The 4,806-nt window shown below is 62.6% G+C and carries 5 protein-coding genes; all 5 read right to left on the minus strand.

The genetic code is table 11. The features are described from left to right. Window positions 1-575: 575 nt before the first annotated feature. Window positions 576-1,475: an EamA family transporter gene (locus EP237_RS22600; RefSeq protein WP_127563076.1), complete on the minus strand. Its 900-nt coding sequence runs from the start codon at window positions 1,473-1,475 to the stop codon at window positions 576-578. 173 nt (window positions 1,476-1,648) lie between these two features. Further along, window positions 1,649-2,287 carry a DsbA family oxidoreductase gene (locus tag EP237_RS22605; protein ID WP_127563077.1) on the minus strand — a complete coding sequence of 213 codons (639 nt, stop codon included), beginning with the start codon at window positions 2,285-2,287 and terminating at the stop codon, window positions 1,649-1,651. Continuing rightward, window positions 2,287-2,910 (minus strand): NAD(P)H:quinone oxidoreductase, encoded by a 624-nt coding sequence (gene wrbA / locus EP237_RS22610; protein WP_127563078.1) that lies wholly within the window; start codon window positions 2,908-2,910, stop codon window positions 2,287-2,289. The genes EP237_RS22605 and wrbA overlap by 1 nt, the downstream gene beginning before the upstream one ends. A 108-nt stretch (window positions 2,911-3,018) precedes the next feature. Beyond that, window positions 3,019-3,906, minus strand: a complete 888-nt coding sequence (locus EP237_RS22615; protein ID WP_127563079.1) for a LysR family transcriptional regulator — start codon at window positions 3,904-3,906, stop codon at window positions 3,019-3,021. Window positions 3,907-4,410: 504 nt separating this feature from the next. Then, a complete protein-coding gene (locus EP237_RS22625) occupies window positions 4,411-4,767 on the minus strand; it encodes a helix-turn-helix transcriptional regulator (RefSeq protein WP_206052350.1) in 357 nt (118 codons plus the stop codon). Window positions 4,768-4,806: the final 39 nt, after the last annotated feature.

The raw sequence follows: 4,806 nt of genomic DNA on the forward strand, positions 1-4,806 counted from the left end.
TCACCGCGGCAGTCCACCGAAGAGCGGCGCGTGGCAATCCTGCCGTTCAACCTTTCACGCCCTTACTTTTTACACAAAAGTGCACACATCTGACCAGTCTGCGCACTGGCGCACATGGGCTCCAGCTGTTCAGGTGTCCGCTAGAAACGCCAATACCTGCTAGCCTATTGTGTCTATTGCGCTCGGTAGACCACCGTCCGAACCTGCCAATGTGTGAACTGATCGATCACGAATGCATTATTTTTTTGTTTCGCGTGAATTTGGTAAACATTCTCCCGGAAAACCTTGTTTTATTGACCATGGCCTCTTCGCTTGGGTTGCATATTGGCGCGAAAAGGTAACATCCCGAGCTCCTAAGTTTACATCTTGGGTGACAACCGGGCCCAGTTAGGTTGACGAAAGTTGACAACCGGTTGACAGATTTGGCTGGGTGCAAGCCAGAGGACTATCCCCCAGTCTCACCAATCTATCACAACTGTCCCTGCTTCCGTTGGCGGCTCTGATCTCGCGCGCGTGAGCAACTCCTTCGGCAAAGCTGGATGGATGCTATTGAGAAGAAGTTTGCCTGGCGCTCCCTAGACGACTTTCATCCTGTTCGTGGCGGACCTGTCAACGAGCTTTCCCAAAGGGCTCAGGTTCGCACGCTGACCCGCCCATACCGAGGCCAGGACGATCGCGGCGCCAAGGATTTGCATGCCGGACAGAGACTGACCGAGCCAGATCCAACCAAGCAGCACGGCAGTCACCGGGCTCATCATGCCGAGGATCGAGACGGCTCCCGGTTCCAGACGCGCAATGCCCCGAAACCACAGCACATAGGTTGCTGCCGCGCCGATGAGACCGAGCCACGCAAGCCCGGCGATATTCCCGATAGAGAGCGGCGGCAGGGCTGGTTCGAGCAATAGCGCCATAGGCAGCAGGATCAGCCCCCCGGCTGTCAGTTGCCAGGCCGTGAAGCTCAGCGTCGAGACAGGTGGCTGCCATTTTCGGGACAGCACGGTTCCGGCGGCCATGGAGGCAGCCCCGCCAAGCGCGGCTGCAATCCCGACGAGATCAGGCGACGCATCCGGACTGACAAGCAGCAACGCAACCCCCAGAACCCCTGTCACCGCAGAGAGGACGGCCCCTATCCGCACAGGTGTGCCCAACCAACCGCGTGCCATACCGATGACCATGATCGCCTGCAGCGACCCAAGGGTCGCCGCAACTCCGCCCGGCAGTCTGTAGGCAGCGACGAACAGCAATGTCCAGAACAGTGCGAAGTTGAAACTGCCCAGAAGGAACACCCGCCCGAGCCAGACTCGCGGCGGCAGGCAGCGGGTGATCAGCAAGAGCAGGAGACCAGCCGGCAATGCGCGCAACGCGGCGAGGGTCATTGGGTAGCCATCGGGCAAGGCCTCGGTCGTGACAAGGTAGGTGCTGCCCCAGATTGCCGGGGCAAGCGCGGTAAGGAAGATATCGGTGCTGCGGGACATGGTGTTTCTCCTTTGTGGACTCACCAGAGCAGGTGGAGGGGAAAGCCTGAGCGCGCAGGCCCGGGCGGCAGACCGATGTCGCGCCGGATATGCGCGGGCAGATCGCGCAAGCACCGATGGCGTGTCGGCCTTGTTACAAAGCGGAAGGAGGCACGGCGCATGGGGCTCTCCTTTCAGGCGACAAGACGGCGCGCGGCGCGCAGTTGCGCGGCGAGGTCTTCAACCGGCCCGTTGACAAGGCGGGTGCCCGTTTCGCGCACGACGAGCGCGGGGATGGACCGCACCTGAAGCCGCCGGGCAAGCTGGCGGTCGGCATCAACGGCCAGCGCCGTGGCGGGGTCGTCAAAGATCTCGGCAAAGGGACCGGCTTCAAACCCAAGGTCCCGCGCGGCCTCAAGAACCACCGTCGTGCTGGCCACGTCGCGCGCCTGTGACAGGTGCGCCTCTTGCAGGCGGTCGAACATGGCCCAATGCGCCGCCTGCCCGCCGATGCGTTCCGCAGCCTTGCAGCCGAGAGCCGCCGTCATCCCATGGGGATAGTCGAAGCGCGCGGCGCGCATGGCGTCGATGTCGATCCGCTCCGGCTGGTCGCTGGCCTGACGACAGACAGTCCAGTGACCAAGTATGGTCTCGCGCGCCTTCGCAGGGCTGCCCCAACGGCTGGCCATTTCGTCCCGGTCGGCTTGCAGAACGAAGGTGCGGTGGCGGATGTCGAGGTCGAACCGCTCCGCCAGCACATGCATCCGAGACGAGATGTTGAAGCACCAGCAGCAGACGACATCGTGAAAGAAGTCGATGGTCAGGGCGGGCATCATGCGGCCTCCTCATTCTGATCGGCCGCGGCCAGCCTTGCCGCAATCCGGGCGACATGCGCCCCCTGGAAACGGGCACCGGCGAGATCCGTCTCTGTCGGACTGCGAGACCCGTCGGCCCCGGCGATGGTGCCTGCGCCATAGGGCGCGCCGCCAACGATCTCGTCAGCCGTGGTCTGACCGGCGAAGCTGTAGGGCATGCCCGCGATCAGCATCCCGAAATGCTGCAAAGGAATCTGGAAGGTCAGCAGGGTTGCCTCGTGCCCGCCATGCTGCGACCCGGTGGAGGCGAAGACCGCCGCAACCTTGCCCACAAGGGCATTGCGCGCCCAAAGCCCGCCCGCCTGATCGAGGAAGGACTTCATCTGCCCGGCCATCATCCCGAACAGAGTCGGGGTGCCGAAGATGATCGCGTCATAGTGTTCGAGATCGGCGGGTGTTGCGACAGGCGTGTCATCGGAGATGAATCCGGCCTTCTGCCGGATGTCATGTGGCACGGTTTCTGGCACGCGGCGCAGATCGACCTGGGTGCCGGGGACGCTGCGCGCGCCTTCGGCTTCGGCCTCGGCCATACGGCGCACGTGGCCATAGCTGGAATAGTAGAGAACAAGAATGCGGGTCATGGGATCCTCTCTGGGCGTCGGTGTTTCGATGCCTTGGAAGATCGGGGATGGGACGCGCGGGAATAACCGCCCGGCTGTCACATCATTCTTTACGCAGATTGAAGAATGTCAGCCTCGCAGAGCTGCCCGCAGATGGTCGAGAAAGGCTGTGACCCGAGCATCCATACCGAGGCGCGAAGCCGTTACCGCGAAAATGACGGGTGCCGGCAGCTCCCACCCGGGCAGCACGCGCACCAGCTCTCCCATCGCTTCAGGTGCGTTTGAAACGAAATCGGGCAGCGTGCCGATCCCCTGGCCCGCGATCAGCAGGTCGCGCAAGACAAGGCTGTTGCCCACCCGCACTTTCGGGTCGAGCTCGATCGAGATGGTGCCCTCCGGTCCTTCCAGCGACCAATGTGTCAGGTGGTCCGCGAGGAGGAAGCCGATCACCGGATGGCTGCGGATATCCTGCGGACGTTCCGGGGTGCCCGCACGCGCAAGATAATCTGGTGCGGCGAAGATCCGTTGCCGAATGGTGCCGATCTTTCGAGCCACAAGCGCGGAATCCGGCATCGCAGACCGGATCCGGATCGAGACGTCGAAGCCCCCCTCGACCATGTCGACAACGCGGTCATCCATCGAAAGCGTGAGCCGCAGATCGGGATAGGCCTGCAGGAAGCCGGGCAGGAACGGGGCGATCACGGTCTGCCCGAAGGAACTGGAGGCATTGACCCTCAGATGCCCCCGCACCGCACCCGCGCCATCGCGGATACGCGTCTCCACCCCGCTGACTGCATCAAGAATACCGGCGGCCTCGTCATAGTAGAGCCGCCCCGCATCGGTCAGGGACATTGAGCGCGTGGTCCGGGTCAGCAGCGCGCTGCCCAGACTTTCCTCCAGAAGCTTGATCTCCCGGCTCAGCAGGGCGGGCGACACGCCCAGATCCTCTGCCGCACGCGAGAAGCTGCCACGTTCGACGATACGGCGGAAGGCATGCATGACCGAAAGCTTGTCCATCTGATCAGGCGCGTCGACAGTTTGACATGAAAACTCTGAAGCTCCTGCTGAAGGTATAGGCCGGGGACATGCCCATGGCGCGTGCGTTGAAAGTTAACATGATGCGCCTGCGGTATCCATCCGGGCGGATGTGTTCCGAACCCCACTGGCGAGTTCTGTCAGGTCTCTGCGCTGCTTCGGATGCCCATGCGAACCCGGCAAACTGCGATCACATGCCGGCGCAGGCGGACTGAGCGGACGGACGTTGTTCATGATCTGGCAGGTCCGAGTCGTGCGAAGTAGGCCCGGGTCACTCGCGCACACATCATGGGCCAATCAGCTACTTTCTGTTGAAGTGAGCAGCGCGAGTTCGCCAAGCCCGTCTCAGGGCCTGCAGCATAAGAAGGTCGGGCGCAGGATCCCGGTCATCGGTGACTGCCCGAATGAGCGTAACCCAGGCGAGCTCGTTCTCTGTCATGGGCCGCTCCACCGGCAGCTTGAAGCCCGTGGCGTTCATTTCCTCGCTCATTTGCCGAAGATCCCCCTCAATGCGGTGCGTGTCCGTGCGGTGAGCCTGGGATCGCCGTTCCCGGATGCGTTGCGGATCTCCTCGATCCAGTCCAGTTCGTTGCGCGTGACCACCGTGCCGAAGATTTCCTCCACCGCGCTCAGGGTCGTCTCATTGCCACCCTGCTGCAGCGCGAGCAGGAACAGCCGCCGCGGATCGCAGTCGAGCGCCTTCGCCAGAGCCGGCACCCGATCAAGCGGCATCTTGGTCCGACCCGATTTCAGCAGGCTCATCATGTTCGGGTTCACGAACCCCGCCTCGATCGCAATATCGCGCTGGCTTTTCACCGTCTTCAGTTCCAGCACACGCTTCATCAGGAACCGTGAAAAGGTGCTTCCCTCGTAGGGATTTCC

The sequence above is a fragment of the Nioella ostreopsis genome (genome assembly GCF_004000255.1).
GTDB lineage: Bacteria > Pseudomonadota > Alphaproteobacteria > Rhodobacterales > Rhodobacteraceae > Nioella > Nioella ostreopsis.

Coding starts and splice junctions, on each gene's coding strand:
- EP237_RS22600 (WP_127563076.1), bottom strand. CDS start 1,475: ATGTCCCGCAGCACCGATATCTTCCTTACCGCGCTTGCCCCGGCAATC.
- EP237_RS22605 (WP_127563077.1), bottom strand. CDS start 2,287: ATGCCCGCCCTGACCATCGACTTCTTTCACGATGTCGTCTGCTGCTGG.
- wrbA (WP_127563078.1), bottom strand. CDS start 2,910: ATGACCCGCATTCTTGTTCTCTACTATTCCAGCTATGGCCACGTGCGC.
- EP237_RS22615 (WP_127563079.1), bottom strand. CDS start 3,906: ATGGACAAGCTTTCGGTCATGCATGCCTTCCGCCGTATCGTCGAACGT.
- EP237_RS22625 (WP_206052350.1), bottom strand. CDS start 4,767: ATGAAGCGTGTGCTGGAACTGAAGACGGTGAAAAGCCAGCGCGATATT.